Origin of the sequence: Pedobacter gandavensis (assembly GCF_032677645.1) — a bacterium.
GTDB classification, from domain to species: domain Bacteria; phylum Bacteroidota; class Bacteroidia; order Sphingobacteriales; family Sphingobacteriaceae; genus Pedobacter; species Pedobacter gandavensis_A.
Genome location: NZ_JAVTSB010000008.1, coordinates 66,879 through 81,383 on the forward strand (window position 1 = coordinate 66,879; position 14,505 = coordinate 81,383).

A 14,505-nucleotide genomic window follows, 5' to 3' on the forward strand; every position below is an offset into this window, starting at 1 on the left:
TTATTTTGTTTTCGCCAAAGGGGTAGCCAATAACTCTTCGAGTTTTTTATCCAGCGCTTCTCCGCTCAGGTTTCTGGCGATAATCACTCCATTCGGGTCAATCAGCACGTTTGCAGGGATGGCCCTTACGCCATATAACTTCGCTCCTGCGCTGTTCCAGAAGGTCAGGTCAGAAACATGTGTCCAGCTCAGGTTGTCGTCTTTAATCCCTTTTAACCAGGCTTCTTTTGATTTATCTAAAGACACCGCGAAGATGTCAAATCCTTTATCATGGTATTTTTGGTAGACTTTTACCAGGTTTGGATTCTCTCTCCGGCATGGTCCACACCAGGATGCCCAGAAATCAAGCAATAAATATTTCCCAAAATGATCAGATAGTTTTATCGTCTTTCCTTCCGGCGTATTGCCTTCAAAATCCGGAGCTTTCTTACCAATACTTACTGAATTCAATACGTTCACCAGGTCTTTTAACACCGCTACATAAGGCGTATTCTGCAAAGCAGGATCTAGTAATTGTAGGTTTTGGCTGATTTCTTCCGGGCTCAATCTGTAAGAGAAATCTCTGTACAGGACATAAGCAGCCACTAATGATTTAGGATTCTTTTGGATGAACTCCTCAATTTTGACGCCCTTTTCTTTCTTATAATCAGTAAACAGATCATTGGAAACAGAGCCGGTTACCACCGAATTTCTATAATAGTTTTCCGGATCAAGTGCTACTTTAACCTCGCCTTTTTCCAGGAACACGTACAACGGACTTTCCTCTTTATCAACGGTCAACCCATATAATTCCGGTAATTTCAGACTTTTACTGAACTTGAATTTACCGTTTTTAACTTCCGCAGAATCCAGCGTTTTAAACATTTTGTTATCAAACTTCTGCAGGTATACTTTCCCCGAGGGAGCCTCTGTAACGGTTCCGGAAATCGTTACCTTACTTTCAACCTGTGCATAAATTGCAGTGCTACTCAGCAATAATCCTAAAATGGAAAACTTAAATATGTTCATGGTATTGAATGGTTTTAATCTTATAATATTTCAAAGGTAGACAAATAAACTACTAATCCCATAGACTTTTATAGTTTTGTAAATCGCACTGACATACAATCAGTTACCATTAATTAAAACTACCTTCACCGGATAAGGGCAATTCTGCCTTGATCGCGCCGTACTTTTCCATTGGAAGAAATATTTAATACGCTAATTGACAGCTTTATAAAAGATAAAGTTGGCATAGCAGACCTCTTTTTAAATGACAATTTATCCAGTCATCTAAAAAACAATTTAACACGGCTCTACCAGGGAAACCTACTTTTATCCGCAGGAACAGGCAACGATACCGTTGTTGTGCAAGACAAATTATTTCGGAGTGACCGGATTTACTGGCTCGATCGTGCCCACAATGACCCCCATGAGAATTCCTTTTTTGACCTAATGGATCAGTTTGTGAGTCACCTGAACAGCACCTGCTATACCGGAATTACTGGTTATGAGTTCCACTATACCATGTATGAAGAAGGGAGTTTCTATAAAAAACACCTGGATCAGTTCCGGAGCAATACCAGCAGACAGTATTCGATGATTATGTACCTGAACACCGATTGGCAGCTTGAAGATGGCGGTGAATTGTGTGTTCATCATGCCAATGCCACTCTGCAGAACATTCCGCCCATGAACGGTAAGAGCGTTTTCTTTAAAAGTAGTGAGCTGGAACATGAAGTGCTGGTCACTAATAAATCAAGAATGAGTATTACCGGATGGCTGAAGATTGGTTAAATTGTCGTTTTTACCCATAGTAAATCAGCAATAATTGCGTTAACTTTAATTCATCAACCAATTAAAAGAAACGATTATGACAACACACGATCAAACCGTAATTACGGTAGCAGCGACTGTACATGCGCCAATCGAAGCTGTTTGGAAGGCATGGACCAACCCATCAGACATTAAGCTATGGAATGCTGCTTCCGATGAATGGCATACTCCTAAAGCGGAAAATGATTTGCGCCCCGGCGGAAAATTCAGCTCGAGAATGGAAGCTAAAGATGGTAGTTTCGGCTTTGATTTTGATGGAGTTTATGATGAGGTTATACCCCATGAATTGATTAGCTATACCCTTGGGGATCAAAGGAAAGTGAAAATCATTTTTGAAAAGAACACAGATGGTGTGAAAATCACAGAAAGTTTTGAGGCTGAAAACACGAATCCGATAGAAATGCAAAAAGGTGGCTGGCAGGCCATTCTTGATAACTTCAAAAACTACGTAGAATCCTCCGGCAATTTTTAACATAAGCCAGGCCTTTACCGGAATTACAAACCCGTGATATCTTCCCAAAAGATTCCGGGTCTGTAATTCCTATATTTGCCTCGAGATTCTGCCCATTTTACCTTATGATGAAGTTCCCTGTTTTTATTTTATCCTCATTTTTAGCCTTTAGCACTGTTTTTACTGTAAAGGCCCAAAGCAAACTGATCTTTGAAGAAAGCTTTAAAAAGAATAAGCTTTCAAAAAACTGGATGCCTGTTAACGGGAACTGGGAAATCAAGGATGCTGAACTTCATGCCAGCAAAGACATCAACTGGGCAATTTTACTCGCCAATAAGCCTTTACCTGAAGACTATATTTTAACTTTCTCCGCTATCGCAGATCCGAAAACATACCTGTTTGAGGTGATTCTGAACTTAAACGGCTCAAAATTCCTGGGCATTCTACTCAATCAACTGGAAAATAAAGTGGCTATTGAAGACCGCTCCTTATTTGGGAACATAGACAGCAGAGGCATGTTTATCCATACCAGCGGCCATATCGGCACTTTACCCAAAGTAAAAAGAACCACACAACACGATTGGCAGGACTGGAAAATACAACGATCAGGAAATCAGTTTTTCATCTGGATCAACCAGGAGGCGGTGATCTCTTTCCAGGATAAGCATGGTTTTGTAAAGCCTAAAGGACAATTTGGATTCGCCTTTAATGGTACCGGGGCTATTAAAAACCTCAAATTATGGAAACTAAAGGGAGAAAGTGCCTTGGCACCTGCGGATTTTAAAAGCCTTCCTTTGCTCAGACCCTTTTTCGTTTTCGAGTAAGGAAGCAGGCTTGCTAAAACCCAGACAGACTCATCTCTTCTTCCTGTTTCAGTGGATGAAAAAGGAAGAACAGACAAATCAGCAAGGTATGAATGAAGCGATTTATGGGAGTTTTTAAGCTTTAAAGGTCGCTTTAAAGGCTTCTCTACAGTCCAAATCAACTTCTATTGGCATACCATCTTTAATATAAAGTTGGGTTAATCCTTCATGGTTTTGGAAGTAACGGAAGTAGTTCTGAATTTTATCAGGCTTATCTCCTGTATCTTTATTGGTATGCCCGCTAAACCAACGATCATATTTTAGAGCAATTTGTTTAAGTTTCTCCTCAAACTCTAGTCTCTTCTTCTCATCTGCACCCTGGTGCAACTCTTTTGTAATATCGCTCATAATCAGGTAAAAGCGCAATGTACGGTTAATAAATTGCTTATTTTTCGAAAGCGGTTTTAAAGGTGTTTAAAGCCCTAATTAAAAAAGCTGTATTGGAGAAAAAAAGATCTAAATCTTCTTTTCGGTGCCTTCTGCTGGACCGGCTTCCTTAGGTCGTAGCTCAACGGATGGTTGCATAAAGGGTTTCAACAGGTCGATAGGAACGGGGAAAATGGTAGTTGAATTGTGTTCTGTAGCAATTTCACGGAGTGTTTGCAGGTAACGTAAGGTAAGGGCACTCGGCTGCTCACTCAGGATTTTCGCCGCATCAGATAGCCTTTGTGAGGCCTGGTACTCTCCTTCAGCAGAGATCACTTTTGAACGGCGCTCACGCTCTGCTTCTGCCTGTTTAGCCATTGCACGCTGCATTTCCTGAGGAAGGTCTATTTGTTTTACTTCCACGGCAGTTACTTTTATCCCCCATGGTTCCGTTTTCAGGTCAATGATTTGCTGCAGATGGAGATTGATTTTATCCCGCTGGGAAAGCAGGTCGTCCAGTTCAGACTGGCCAAGCACACTACGCAGGGTGGTTTGTGAAAACTGGGAAGTAGCCGTTAAAAAGTTCTCCACCTCCACCACCGCCCGCTGAGGATCTACTACCCTGAAATAAATGACCGCATTGACCTTTATGGATACATTATCTCTGGTGATCACATCTTGTGGCGGTACATCCATGACGACAATACGCAAGGAGATTCTCACCATCTTATCAATAAAAGGAATCAGAATAACCAATCCGGGCCCCTTTGCACCTTTATCAAGTACACGCCCCAAGCGAAAAATCACACCCCGTTCATATTCACGAAGTATACGAATTGCACTGCCCAGCACCACGATGGCAAAAAAAACAAGTACAAACACAAATACATTGAAAAACATAACACCTCCTTTTATTAAATAAATATGTGTCAGACCTTTCCGATTGGCTCCACAATCAAAACAAGTCCCCTGATTTTAACGACTCTTACCATTTCATCCTGACTGATTTTCCCGGTCTGAGATTCTGCAATCCACAACTCTCCGTTGATCTGCACCTGCCCTTGTGGATCTAATGCACTGAGCGTTTCGCCTGTTTTTCCCAGTAATATCTGAATGCCCGTGACTGTTTTTAGCCTTTGTGCCTTTAGGCCCAGACTAATCACAACGAGAAAGAAAACCGTACTAATCAGCGTTACGGAGGCTATAATTCCAGTGGAGATTTTGATCATATCCAATGATGAACTTGATTTGAACAGCATCATTGAGCCCAGAAAAAGAGCAGCCACTCCGCCAATTGCCAGAAAGCCATGGCTGACTATTTTAATTTCCAGCAGGAACAACAGCAATGAAAAGCCGATTAGCAATAATCCTGCATAATTAACGGGTAAGGTATTCATCGCATAAAATGCAAGGATCAAACTAATTACACCCACAATGCCCGGCATTATTGCACCCGGGTTAAACAGCTCAAGGCAGATCCCAATCATACCCATCATCAGTAAAATATAGGCAACATCAGGAATACTGATGAAATCAAGAAACTTTTCGGCAGCAGTCATTTCCACATATTGAATGGTTGCGCCCCTGGTATGCAGGGTTACGCGCCCTGTGTTTAGGTCCACCGTTCTCCCATCTATCTGGTTGAGGAGCGCGCGTTCCGTTACTGCGATAGTATCAATTACCTTTAATTTAAGGGCTTCATTTTCCGTAATAGACAAGCTGTTTCTAACTGCATCTTCTGACCATTTCAGGTTCCGGTTTCGCTTTTCTGCAATGCTTCGAATAAATGCCGCAGCATCATTCGTTGCTTTTATATTCATCACAGAATCTGCCCGGCCAACAAGGCTAATAGGATGTGCGGCACCAATATTAGTTCCCGGTGCCATGGCGGCAATATGAGCGGCAAGGGTAATAAAGACTCCGGCTGAACCGGCATGTGCGCCGGAGGGCGCAACATAAACCACCACGGGGACCGGTGACAACAGAATATCACTAACTATGCTACGGGTGGATTGCAATAGACCTCCCGGCGTATTGAGCTGAATCAGCAGACAAGCCGCCTTTTCCTTCCCCGCCTTTTCAATTTCCTTATGAATAAAAGAAGCCGATACCGGATTAATTGCCCCATCAATTTTAACCACAACCACTTTTTGGGCAGCCAGGAACAAGGGAAAGCAACACAGAAAAACCAGGAAGAAAAAAATCTTATTTTTCATAACTATTGCAGCTTATTCAGCCATAAGTTCATCAACATCGAAAGAAAACCAAAAGGACAGTTATTTTAACTAAAATCAGGATTGCGACACACCGCTATAAAAGGGAATCCAAAAAAGAAATACTTATTCTTAAATATACTGAAAATCAACGAGAAACAAACAACATCGTATACGCTTTTAACCATATTGATCCTCTCGGTTGGGATATACCCATCGGGATTAATGCAGCTCATTGAACATTCTCAGATTAGGTAAAGCCGGTTGACATAAAAAAAGGGTTACTCCTTATGGAATAACCCTTTTATACTTTTGTAATTCGCGGAGAGAGAGGGATTCGAACCCTCGGTACCCTTTGGAGGTACACACGCTTTCCAAGCGTGCTCCTTCAGCCACTCGGACACCTCTCCTTTTTGCGGATTGCAAAAGTAGAAAAAATTTTGATTGCTACAAGAGATTAATCAATTACAGTGATTTTTAACATATTGGTTTTCCCTTTTTTCTCCATTGGGATAGCCGCTGTGTTGATGATTACATCACCTTTTTTGATCATTTTGTATTCTTTAAGCAAGTTATTTACATCCTGAATAGTATCGTCAGTACTGTCAAACTTATCGTAATAGAAGCCTTGAACGCCCCATAATAAGCTTAAAGTATTTAGCAGAGATACATTGCTGGTGAAGATATAAGTTAATGCTTTTGGTCTGTGACTTGAAATTTCGAAAGCAGTATAACCACTTACCGTCATAGAAACGATACCAACTGCGTTTGTTTGTTTTGATAAGAAACAAGCTGTATCACAAATTGCATCGCTCAGGAAGCTCTCAGATTTCGGTTTAAGGAACTTTTCCGGGTGGAATGGATAGTTGTTAACCTCAATGTTCTGAATGATTTTCTGCATGGTTTCGATAACAATCAGCGGGAATTCACCTACTGAAGTTTCTCCACTTAGCATTACTGCATCTGCACCATCTAATACTGAGTTGGCTACATCATTCACCTCTGCACGTGTTGGCCTTGGTGTAGTGATCATGCTTTCCAGCATTTGAGTTGCGATAATTACTGGTTTTGAAGCGGCTCTACATTTCTGAACGATCATTTTTTGTAGCAATGGAACTTCTTCCATCGGCATTTCAACACCCAGGTCACCACGGGCAACCATGATACCGTCAGAAACTGCGATGATTTCATCAATATTTGCAATTGCTTCAGGTTTTTCAATCTTCGCAATTACACGTGCAGTTTTACCTCTTTGTTTGATAATCTCCTTTAATTCAACGATGTCTGCAGCGTTACGAACGAAAGAAAGTCCGATCCACTCTACATCATTCTCCAATACGAAATCTAAGTTCTTACGATCTTCTACAGTTAGAGAAGGGATAGAAACTTTAGTATTTGGAAGGTTTACCCCTTTTCTTGAAGTCAGGATACCACCATGAACGATCTCACAAACCACCTCATCAACAAGGTTAGTTTCGATCACTCTCATTTGAAGTTTACCATCATCTAACAAGATGATTTCTCCTGCTTTTACATCTTGAGGGAAAGTGTTATAAGTGATGTAGATACGCTCTTCATTACCGATACATTCTTTAGTCGTGATGACCGTTCTGTTACCGTTAACTAAGTGAATACCACCGTCTTTTACCATTCCAATTCTAATCTTAGGACCCTGTAAATCTGCCAGAATACCTACGTTATAATTGTGTTTTTTATTAAGACTGCGGATGGTATTTAAAACTTCCTGGTGATCTGCCTGAGAACCGTGTGAGAAGTTCAATCTGCATACGTCAAGTCCGGCATTAAACATGCTAAATAAAACTTCTGGTTTTGCTGAAGCAGGACCAAGCGTCGCTACGATTTTTGTTCTGGAATGAAATGGTTTCATTTTGGTTACTTAAATTTATATGGCCCAACAAAATGAAGGCTTCGATGTCTAAAACCGATGTTGGCCTGGTTATTAATATTTTATTTCTGAATCTTATAAAATCAAATATAGTGTATTTAATACACCTTCAATATAAAATTTACATTACCAAATTTTCCCGGGACTTCAATTTTTTTGGATCAATCTGTGCAGCCACCTGAATATCAGCTAGTTTGTTCAGGCCGGTTAAAATAAAATTCAGGTCTTCTTTGTCAATATACTGATGAATTATCATAAAAAAGTCAACTTTATTCATTTCCGGGATTAAAAATCCCTCGGCGTTGCGATTATTGATGATATAGTACTCGATTTCGCCTTGTTCTACAAAAAAATAATACTTCGAAAAGGCGAGCGGATTTTCATCCACATTGAAGTAAACTTCGTGATCTTCAATCTTTTCGAAGTCGAAATTCAGGCTGGTATTGACCTTATGACAGAGCATATAATCCTTCAATGAAGCAGTAATGGCGATTAAAACAAAATCAAGATCTAAGGACAGTTTTAAATAAGTTTTGTTCAAAACACACTTTTTTACGGGAATTACAAAATTATAAAACTAATTTTACATTAATGTTCAAAATAAAAACATTAAAATTGGAAGAGAAATAAAAACATTTGAAATGTGTAATTATTTATTTTTCTTTGCACTGAATTATTTAACCATTAAATTATAAACATTATGTCTGATATTGCTTCAAGAGTTAAGGCTATTATCGTTGAAAAATTAGGTGTAGATGAAAACGAAGTTACACCAGAAGCTTCTTTCACTAACGACTTAGGTGCTGATTCTTTAGATACAGTAGAGCTTATTATGGAGTTCGAAAAAGAATTCAATGTAGCGATTCCTGATGATCAGGCTGAAACTATTGGTACTGTTGGTCAAGCAATTGCTTACTTAGAGAAAAACGTTAAGTAAAAATACGGTCTCCGTATAATCCGTATAAATGGAATTAAAAAGAGTAGTAGTTACAGGGTTGGGTGCGCTCACTCCAATTGGCAATACGATCCCAGAATTCTGGGATGGTTTGCTGAATGGCGTGAGCGGCGCTGGCCCTATTACAGGTTTTGACACATCAAAGTTCAAGACGAAGTTTGCATGTGAACTTAAAAACTTCAATCCTGAAGATTTTTTAGACAAAAAAGAAGCCCGCAAGTTAGATCCATTTGTTCAATACGCTTTAGTATCAACAGATGAGGCAGTTAAGGATGGTAATTTTGATTTTTCACAATTAGATTGCAACCGTATCGGCGTTATCTGGGGATCAGGTATTGGCGGTTTTAAAACATTTCAGGACGAAATGAAGAACTTCTTTTTAGGCGATGGTACTCCACGCATAAACCCGTTCTTTATCCCTAAGGTAATTATTGACATCGTTCCCGGCCATATTTCTATAAAATATGGGTTACGCGGACCGAATTTTGCCACTGTATCTGCCTGTGCTTCATCCACTAACGCCATGATTGATGCTTACAACTATATTCGTTTGAATATGTGTGACGTGATCATTAGCGGAGGTTCTGAGGCCATCATTAATGAGGCTGGAATCGGAGGATTCAATGCAATGCATGCACTATCAACCAGAAATGATGATCCAAAAACAGCTTCAAGGCCGTTCGACAAAGACAGAGATGGATTTGTAGCCGGTGAAGGTGCAGGAACGATCATCCTTGAAGAGTTAGAGCATGCGAAAAAACGCGGTGCGAAGATCTATGCCGAATTAGTTGGCGGAGGAATGAGCGCAGATGCGAATCACATTACTGCACCTCATCCTCAGGGACTTGGCGCGAGAATGGTCATGTCAAATGCTTTAAAAGATGCTGGTTTAACTACCGCAGATATTGATTATATCAATGTCCATGGTACTTCGACTCCGCTGGGAGATATCTCCGAAAGCAGGGCAATTGTTGATTTATATGGCGAAGATGCTTACAAACTAAACATCAGCTCTACAAAATCAATGACAGGCCATTTACTAGGTGCTGCAGGGGCTATTGAGGCAATTGCTGCGATTCTTGCTGTCCAGAATGATATAGTACCACCAACGATCAATCACTTTACTGATGATCCGGAATGTGATCCTAAATTAAACTTCACGTTCAACAAGGCACAAAAACGCACCATTCGTGCTGCACAAAGCAACACTTTTGGCTTCGGTGGTCATAATGCATCTGTGATATTCAAAAAATACGAAGAATAATAATTAGTCTCTGTAACAGGAGACTATTCACAAATATGATCCACTAATTTCTGTAATAATTAATGCCGATTTTCGACCTGTACAAGCTTTATTTGTCACCAGATAAGGTCTTTATAAAAAAGCTAAAAAATATTTTAGGCTTTGTTCCTGGAAATACTGTTTTATACAAAATGGCATTCAGGCACAGGTCTGTAGCAAAAGTTCTGAAGAACGGAAGCAGAAGTAGCAATGAACGTCTTGAGTTTCTTGGAGACGCAATTTTAGGCTCTGTTATCGCAGAAGTCCTTTTCAAGGCCTACCCTTACAAAGAAGAAGGCTTTTTAACGGAAATGCGTTCAAAAATCGTGAACAGGGCTAATCTGAATCAGCTCGCACGAAAAATGGGTTTCGACCAGTTGATGGTCTTCGATCAGAAGGCAGTAAACATTCAAACCAAACATCATTCCATGCTTGGAGATGCTTTTGAGGCTTTAATTGGGGCAGTTTATCTGGATAAAGGATATAATTATACCAAGGATTTCTTATTAAAAAGAATCATTAAGCCTTACATTGACATTCATACCCTGGAACTTACCGAAACGAATTTCAAAAGCAAGTTGATTGAATGGTGCCAGCGCCATGGAAAAGACATTACTTTTGACATGGTTCAGAATACGGAAGGAGACAGTCCTAAGTTGTTTACCATCAGTGCTGTTGTAGAAGGTGAAAGTTATGGAATCGGTCGTGATTACAACAAAAAGAATGCAGAAAAGCTTGCAGCCGAAAAAGCCTGTGAAGCACTATCCATCTAATTTAGGGTTTCTTATTTAAGGAATCCTTATACTGCTTATAGGAATCACGAATGTATTTTATGGCATCGTATTCCGCCCAATTCTGCGTTTTTTCGTAGTCAGGCCTGTAATTGAGCATAAATTCTTCCAGCTCTTTTCCTTTAAGATCGGTATGGCTCTGAATTAATGATTCATTAAAAACACCATCTACCTGTGTTTGCTTAATCTCGTTGTCGTAATACTTTCCAAATCGTCTGGCATTCTTAGGCGTACGCCCAAATAGCTCATACATTGCCGTTAAAGGCTGGAATATATATGCCAAAAGCGGTGGTTTTCCCTGATAAAAAGAGCCTTTATTTTTAAATTCGCGTTTAATATCGGTTAGTTCCTGCCTTTTTGTTTGTCCAATAATCTTTACTTCCTCCAGATTCATCCCTTTATTCAGGTAAATAGTCAGGTCGGCAGTGGTAAATACCCCTGCTTCTCCATCAGAATAGTCCTTTTTAATCACTAAAAGGCTATCCCCTACCGCTGATTTCAATTGAAAAAGCCCCAGATCCGTGGTAAATACCGTGTATCCATTGCGTTTATTGATCACCTGAGCGTTCTGGATTCTGACATTTGTTCCCCGTTCTTTCACTACGCCACGCAGTATAAACTCCTGTTGGGAGAATGCTGATGGCATCGAGGTAAAGAAAAACACGCCAAATGACAGCGTAAGGAGGTGTAGAAACTTCATTTTGTATCGTTTTTTTGTAAACTTAACCATTGTTTTTCAACCAAATGCGTTAAAAAAAGTTAAAATACCCTTTAATGACGCTATTTTAACCATTGACAACAAGCAAAAACTGCGCTATATTTAACAAATAAACAGGAAAAAGGTTAGTTACCAATGAGATCTCAGCGTCATTAAGTAACATAGGTTTAATGATTTTAACAATAAATTATATCTTTGCACATGATAAAATCAATGACGGGCTTTGGCCTGGCCTCTACTGATCATGAAAACATCAAGTTTGCAGTAGAGATTAAGTCTTTAAACAGTAAGTTTTTAGAACTCAACTTAAAACTTCCCAGAGCTTTCTCCGAAAAGGAGTTGTTATTGCGTAATGTTTGCAGTAAAGAGATTGAGCGTGGAAAAGTAAGTGTTTCTATCAACATCGACCGTGGCGAGGAAAGTCTGAAAGGCGCAACCATCAATGCAGCGTTATTGAGCAAATATTACAAGCAACTGGAAGCCATTAATGTGGATCTGGGCGCAAACTCAACTAATCTCTTACAGGCCGTTTTAAGCTTCCCTGAGGTAATCAGTTACCAGGAAGAAGAAATCAATGAAGGCGATTGGGATATCTTATACAGCACATTCAACAAAGCTTTAGACAGCTTTAATCAGTTCAGACACACCGAAGGAAACGTTTTAAAGACGGATCTGGAACTGAGAATCAAAAATATCTTACAGTTTTTTGCTCAGGTAGAAGAATTAGAACCCCTAAGAATTCCACAGATCAGATCTAGATTGAACCAGTTTTTAGAAGAAAACGTAGGTAAAATCAACGTTGATCAGAATCGTTTGGAGCAGGAATTGATCTATTACATTGACAAATTAGACATTACCGAAGAAAAAACCCGTCTGAAAAGCCACTGTGACTATTTTACAGAGACTTTAAAAAGCAAAGATGCCAACGGTAAAAAATTAGGATTCATCTCCCAGGAAATTGGTAGAGAAATCAATACTATGGGTGCTAAAGCAAATGATGCACAAATACAACAGTTAGTAGTAGGGATGAAAGAAGAGCTGGAGAAAATTAAAGAACAACTATTAAACGTTTTATAAGTAAGCATGACACAAGGTAAACTCATTATATTTTCTGCACCATCAGGCGCAGGCAAAACCACTATCGTAAAACACCTTTTACAAAAATTCCCTACGTTAAGCTTCTCTATTTCAGCGACTACCCGCCCAGCAAGAGGAGATGAAGCGCATGAAAAAGACTATTATTTTATCTCTCAGGAAAGCTTTCTTCATAAAGTAGCACACCAGGAATTTGTGGAGTTCGAAGAAGTCTACACGGGTACTTTTTATGGCACCTTGAGATCTGAAATTGAACGCATCTGGAATACCGGCAAACATGTAATTTTTGACATTGACGTAGAAGGTGGCTTACGCCTTAAACGCAAATATGAAGAGGATGCATTGGCTATTTTTGTTCAGCCACCATCTTTAGAGATTTTAAAAGAACGTTTAACTGGTAGAGGTACTGATAGTGAGGAAAAACTTCAGGAACGCTTTATCAAGGCGGAAAAAGAGTTGGCCTATGCAGATAAATTTGATGTGATTTTGAAAAACTACGACCTGGAAACTGCTTGTAAAGAAGCAGAAAAACTAGTTGGTGACTTTATCAATAAAAAATAAATGAAAACAGGGTTATTTTTTGGTTCCTTTAATCCCATCCATATCGGACACCTGGTAATCGCCAATTATATGGCGGGTTTTACCGGGCTTAAAGAGGTATGGCTGGTGGTTTCGCCACATAATCCCCTGAAAAATAAAACCGGGCTGACCAATATGTACGACCGGCTGGAAATGGCTAAACTAGCCACGGAAACCGCCGATCATATCAAGGTAAGTGACATTGAATTTGGCCTTACCCAACCTTCTTATACCATTGATACGTTGGCTTTCCTCCAGGAGAAATACCCTGGAAGGGAGTTTGTACTGATCATGGGCGCAGATAATCTAGCTTCACTGAAAAAGTGGAAGAACTATGAGACTCTGCTGAAAAATTATGAGATTTTTGTCTACCCAAGACCGGGTGTAGACGTGAAAGAGTGGGAAAACCACCCTTCAATTACCATTACGGATACCCCACAAATGGACATTTCTTCTACCTTTATTCGCAAAGCGTTAAAAGATGGAAGAAATGTTCAATATTTTGTTCCGGATAATGTCTTGTCTTTCATGGACAATAAAAACATGTACCGCTAAACCAATTTCTGTGAATTAAGCTGGTTTATACAGCAAAAAGATCGTTGGCTTTTTATGAAGGTCGATACGTTCCTTTTTCCAGAAGGTTACCGACAGTGTTTTAATGTACTCTTCTTCTGCATTGATATTAGAAGCTACACATAACATTGCCTGTGGAGAAGCATTTTTCAATACGTCTTCAAACAAATGGTTATTTCTGAAAGGTGTCTCCATAAAAATTTGCGTTTGCTTGTTTTTAGTCGACAATAACTCGATTTCTTTAATTCTTTTCGCTCTTTCTACCTTATCAATAGGCAGGTATCCGTGGAAAGTAAAACTTTGTCCGTTAAATCCTGAAGCCATTAATGCTTGTAGAATAGAACTCGGTCCTACCAAAGGAACTACTTTAATTCCTCTTCTATGTGCTTCGGCAACGATTTCAGCACCTGGATCTGCTACTCCCGGGCATCCGGCTTCACTCATCAGACCTACATCTTTTCCGGCACCAAGCTCTTTAAAATAAGGCGCAAGGGAGGCATTACGCTGATGTTTGCCATAATCATGAACCACCAGCTCACTCTGTGGCATTTTCAATCCAGCCTCTTTCAAAAATTTTCTGGCGGACTTCTCATTCTCCACAATATAAGTGTCGATCGAGTTAATGGTATCGCCTAGAAAAGGGGTAAAAGATTTCTGGGCAGCATTTTCTGCCAGAGGTACAGGTATTAAAAATAAAGTGCCTTTTTGCATAAGTTGTGTTTTGTTTACAAAAGAAGAAAATATATTCCTGGAAAGAGCAAGACCGGGGATTTAATATTACAATCTGACCTTATTTTAACGATGATAAAAAATATTTTTTGCTTATTTACCGGGAAATCATTGCATCGTTAACAAATTAAATATCCGCAAACACCTCGACAAAGCCAATTTTATTAGG

17 protein-coding genes and 1 tRNA gene are annotated in these 14,505 nt (G+C 39.7%); 9 read left to right on the top strand and 9 right to left on the bottom strand.

The genetic code is table 11. From position 1 onward, the window contains the following. Window positions 1–1,008 carry a TlpA disulfide reductase family protein gene (locus R2Q66_RS14315; protein WP_316750097.1) on the bottom strand — a complete coding sequence of 336 codons (1,008 nt, stop codon included), beginning with the start codon at window positions 1,006–1,008 and terminating at the stop codon, window positions 1–3. Window positions 1,009–1,179: 171 nt separating this feature from the next. On the opposite strand from R2Q66_RS14315, the gene R2Q66_RS14320 reads away from it, so the two are divergent. The 3 genes from R2Q66_RS14320 (at window position 1,180) to R2Q66_RS14330 (ending at window position 3,090) form a co-directional block, all read left to right on the top strand. Continuing rightward, entirely contained in the window at window positions 1,180–1,776 is a 597-nt protein-coding gene (locus R2Q66_RS14320) for a 2OG-Fe(II) oxygenase (protein WP_316750098.1), read from the top strand. Between the two features lie 76 nt (window positions 1,777–1,852). Then, window positions 1,853–2,287, top strand: a complete 435-nt coding sequence (locus R2Q66_RS14325) for an SRPBCC family protein (protein WP_316750099.1) — start codon at window positions 1,853–1,855, stop codon at window positions 2,285–2,287. A gap of 104 nt (window positions 2,288–2,391) precedes the next feature. Next, window positions 2,392–3,090, top strand: a complete 699-nt coding sequence (locus tag R2Q66_RS14330) for a hypothetical protein (RefSeq protein ID WP_316750100.1) — start codon at window positions 2,392–2,394, stop codon at window positions 3,088–3,090. Between the two features lie 114 nt (window positions 3,091–3,204). Here R2Q66_RS14330 and R2Q66_RS14335 read toward each other — a convergent pair whose 3' ends face one another. The 6 genes from R2Q66_RS14335 to R2Q66_RS14360 all read right to left on the bottom strand — a co-directional run bounded on the left by R2Q66_RS14335 (window position 3,205) and on the right by R2Q66_RS14360 (window position 8,155). Continuing rightward, window positions 3,205–3,477: a hypothetical protein gene (locus R2Q66_RS14335; RefSeq protein ID WP_062546460.1), complete on the bottom strand. Its 273-nt coding sequence runs from the start codon at window positions 3,475–3,477 to the stop codon at window positions 3,205–3,207. A gap of 108 nt (window positions 3,478–3,585) precedes the next feature. Beyond that, the gene (locus tag R2Q66_RS14340; protein WP_316750101.1) at window positions 3,586–4,395 is read right to left on the bottom strand and encodes a slipin family protein; all 810 of its coding nucleotides are present in this window, start codon (window positions 4,393–4,395) and stop codon (window positions 3,586–3,588) included. 29 nt (window positions 4,396–4,424) lie between these two features. After that, window positions 4,425–5,711 (bottom strand): nodulation protein NfeD, encoded by a 1,287-nt coding sequence (locus tag R2Q66_RS14345; RefSeq protein ID WP_316750102.1) that lies wholly within the window; start codon window positions 5,709–5,711, stop codon window positions 4,425–4,427. 319 nt (window positions 5,712–6,030) lie between these two features. Beyond that, a tRNA-Ser gene (locus R2Q66_RS14350) sits at window positions 6,031–6,118 on the bottom strand. Between the two features lie 47 nt (window positions 6,119–6,165). After that, a complete protein-coding gene (gene pyk, locus R2Q66_RS14355; protein ID WP_316750104.1) occupies window positions 6,166–7,596 on the bottom strand; it encodes a pyruvate kinase in 1,431 nt (476 codons plus the stop codon). A 139-nt stretch (window positions 7,597–7,735) separates the two neighbouring features. After that, window positions 7,736–8,155 carry an IPExxxVDY family protein gene (locus R2Q66_RS14360; protein WP_182959055.1) on the bottom strand — a complete coding sequence of 140 codons (420 nt, stop codon included), beginning with the start codon at window positions 8,153–8,155 and terminating at the stop codon, window positions 7,736–7,738. Window positions 8,156–8,314: 159 nt separating this feature from the next. Here R2Q66_RS14360 and R2Q66_RS14365 point away from each other — a divergent pair, with 159 nt between their 5' ends. The 3 genes from R2Q66_RS14365 (at window position 8,315) to rnc (ending at window position 10,624) form a co-directional block, all read left to right on the top strand. After that, window positions 8,315–8,551: an acyl carrier protein gene (locus R2Q66_RS14365; protein WP_008241990.1), complete on the top strand. Its 237-nt coding sequence runs from the start codon at window positions 8,315–8,317 to the stop codon at window positions 8,549–8,551. Between the two features lie 28 nt (window positions 8,552–8,579). Continuing rightward, on the top strand, window positions 8,580–9,833 hold the full coding sequence (gene fabF, locus R2Q66_RS14370; RefSeq protein WP_265842847.1) for a beta-ketoacyl-ACP synthase II: 1,254 nt from the start codon (window positions 8,580–8,582) through the stop codon (window positions 9,831–9,833). Window positions 9,834–9,895: 62 nt separating this feature from the next. Further along, window positions 9,896–10,624 carry a ribonuclease III gene (gene rnc, locus R2Q66_RS14375; protein WP_316750109.1) on the top strand — a complete coding sequence of 243 codons (729 nt, stop codon included), beginning with the start codon at window positions 9,896–9,898 and terminating at the stop codon, window positions 10,622–10,624. A gap of 1 nt (window position 10,625) precedes the next feature. Here rnc and R2Q66_RS14380 read toward each other — a convergent pair whose 3' ends face one another. After that, window positions 10,626–11,342: a hypothetical protein gene (locus R2Q66_RS14380; protein ID WP_316750110.1), complete on the bottom strand. Its 717-nt coding sequence runs from the start codon at window positions 11,340–11,342 to the stop codon at window positions 10,626–10,628. A 231-nt stretch (window positions 11,343–11,573) separates the two neighbouring features. Here R2Q66_RS14380 and R2Q66_RS14385 point away from each other — a divergent pair, with 231 nt between their 5' ends. From R2Q66_RS14385 to nadD, 3 genes are read left to right on the top strand one after another with little or no spacing between them, the layout of a single operon-like run. After that, window positions 11,574–12,437 (top strand): YicC/YloC family endoribonuclease, encoded by an 864-nt coding sequence (locus tag R2Q66_RS14385; RefSeq protein ID WP_316750576.1) that lies wholly within the window; start codon window positions 11,574–11,576, stop codon window positions 12,435–12,437. Window positions 12,438–12,443: 6 nt separating this feature from the next. Beyond that, window positions 12,444–13,016, top strand: a complete 573-nt coding sequence (gene gmk / locus R2Q66_RS14390; RefSeq protein WP_316750112.1) for a guanylate kinase — start codon at window positions 12,444–12,446, stop codon at window positions 13,014–13,016. Continuing rightward, window positions 13,017–13,589 carry a nicotinate (nicotinamide) nucleotide adenylyltransferase gene (gene nadD, locus R2Q66_RS14395; protein ID WP_316750114.1) on the top strand — a complete coding sequence of 191 codons (573 nt, stop codon included), beginning with the start codon at window positions 13,017–13,019 and terminating at the stop codon, window positions 13,587–13,589. 15 nt (window positions 13,590–13,604) lie between these two features. Here nadD and R2Q66_RS14400 read toward each other — a convergent pair whose 3' ends face one another. Beyond that, a complete protein-coding gene (locus R2Q66_RS14400) occupies window positions 13,605–14,318 on the bottom strand; it encodes an SAM-dependent methyltransferase (protein ID WP_316750116.1) in 714 nt (237 codons plus the stop codon). Between the last annotated feature and the right edge of the window lie 187 nt (window positions 14,319–14,505).

Excerpts from the sequence above, each read along its gene's own strand:
- R2Q66_RS14330 (WP_316750100.1), top strand. The coding sequence starts at position 2,392 with ATGATGAAGTTCCCTGTTTTTATTTTATCCTCATTTTTAGCCTTTAGC.
- gmk (WP_316750112.1), top strand. The coding sequence starts at position 12,444 with ATGACACAAGGTAAACTCATTATATTTTCTGCACCATCAGGCGCAGGC.
- rnc (WP_316750109.1), top strand. The coding sequence starts at position 9,896 with ATGCCGATTTTCGACCTGTACAAGCTTTATTTGTCACCAGATAAGGTC.
- R2Q66_RS14400 (WP_316750116.1), bottom strand. The coding sequence starts at position 14,318 with ATGCAAAAAGGCACTTTATTTTTAATACCTGTACCTCTGGCAGAAAAT.
- R2Q66_RS14335 (WP_062546460.1), bottom strand. The coding sequence starts at position 3,477 with ATGAGCGATATTACAAAAGAGTTGCACCAGGGTGCAGATGAGAAGAAG.
- R2Q66_RS14385 (WP_316750576.1), top strand. The coding sequence starts at position 11,574 with ATGACGGGCTTTGGCCTGGCCTCTACTGATCATGAAAACATCAAGTTT.
- R2Q66_RS14325 (WP_316750099.1), top strand. The coding sequence starts at position 1,853 with ATGACAACACACGATCAAACCGTAATTACGGTAGCAGCGACTGTACAT.
- nadD (WP_316750114.1), top strand. The coding sequence starts at position 13,017 with ATGAAAACAGGGTTATTTTTTGGTTCCTTTAATCCCATCCATATCGGA.
- R2Q66_RS14345 (WP_316750102.1), bottom strand. The coding sequence starts at position 5,711 with ATGAAAAATAAGATTTTTTTCTTCCTGGTTTTTCTGTGTTGCTTTCCC.
- R2Q66_RS14365 (WP_008241990.1), top strand. The coding sequence starts at position 8,315 with ATGTCTGATATTGCTTCAAGAGTTAAGGCTATTATCGTTGAAAAATTA.
- R2Q66_RS14315 (WP_316750097.1), bottom strand. The coding sequence starts at position 1,008 with ATGAACATATTTAAGTTTTCCATTTTAGGATTATTGCTGAGTAGCACT.
- pyk (WP_316750104.1), bottom strand. The coding sequence starts at position 7,596 with ATGAAACCATTTCATTCCAGAACAAAAATCGTAGCGACGCTTGGTCCT.
- fabF (WP_265842847.1), top strand. The coding sequence starts at position 8,580 with ATGGAATTAAAAAGAGTAGTAGTTACAGGGTTGGGTGCGCTCACTCCA.
- R2Q66_RS14340 (WP_316750101.1), bottom strand. The coding sequence starts at position 4,395 with ATGTTTTTCAATGTATTTGTGTTTGTACTTGTTTTTTTTGCCATCGTG.
- R2Q66_RS14380 (WP_316750110.1), bottom strand. The coding sequence starts at position 11,342 with ATGAAGTTTCTACACCTCCTTACGCTGTCATTTGGCGTGTTTTTCTTT.